This window comes from Paenibacillus vini (genome assembly GCF_018403325.1).
Lineage (GTDB): Bacteria > Bacillota > Bacilli > Paenibacillales > Paenibacillaceae > Fontibacillus > Fontibacillus vini.
On the sequence record NZ_BOSL01000046.1, the window covers coordinates 1 to 644 of the forward strand.

Consider the following 644-nt stretch of genomic DNA (forward strand, 5'->3'; position numbering starts at 1 on the left):
AAGCTTGCTTACAGCTCCCCGAGGCAGTTTCGTTGTTCGCCACGTCCTTCTTCGGCTCCTAGTGCCTAGGCATCCTCCGTGTGCTCTTAGTAGCTTAACCATAATGCTCCGGTTTTGCGCTGCCCTCTCCATTGTTCGTCGCTTCCTCTCTGACTTTCGTCATCAGGCGCGCACTACCAAAAGTTCGGTCATCCCAAAACCTACGCATAGTATTCACTACCTTTAATTCAAACTTGTTTGACACAAGTTTTCAGCTAAAAGGAATGTTCTAATTCGCAAATTCTTCGTTTCGTTATCCAGTTTTCAAGGATCAAGTGTTATTTTTTGTAACGATCACCTTCGGTGACGTTCAAAAACCCACAAAAAATAGATGAAATTATTGGTGGAGCCAAGCGGGATCGAACCGCTGACCTCCTGCTTGCAAGGCAGGCGCTCTCCCAGCTGAGCTATGGCCCCGCAAATTCCATCAAAACTGAGCAAATGGAAACACGTCATTGTTGGCGACCTTTCGGTCAGCCTATTTGAATGTTCTCGTTGCAGAGAACGATTCTCCATAGAAAGGAGGTGATCCAGCCGCACCTTCCGATACGGCTACCTTGTTACGACTTCACCCCAATCATCTACCCCACCTTCGGCGGCTGGCT

General features: G+C 48.1%; 1 tRNA gene and 2 rRNA genes. All 3 read right to left on the reverse strand.

The features are described 5' to 3' along the window. A 23S ribosomal RNA gene (locus KJS57_RS26050) occupies positions 1 to 100 on the reverse strand; the annotation flags it as partial. A 280-nt stretch (positions 101 to 380) separates the two neighbouring features. Then, positions 381 to 456 (reverse strand) — tRNA-Ala (locus tag KJS57_RS26055). Between the two features lie 101 nt (positions 457 to 557). Beyond that, a 16S ribosomal RNA gene (locus KJS57_RS26060) occupies positions 558 to 644 on the reverse strand; the annotation flags it as partial.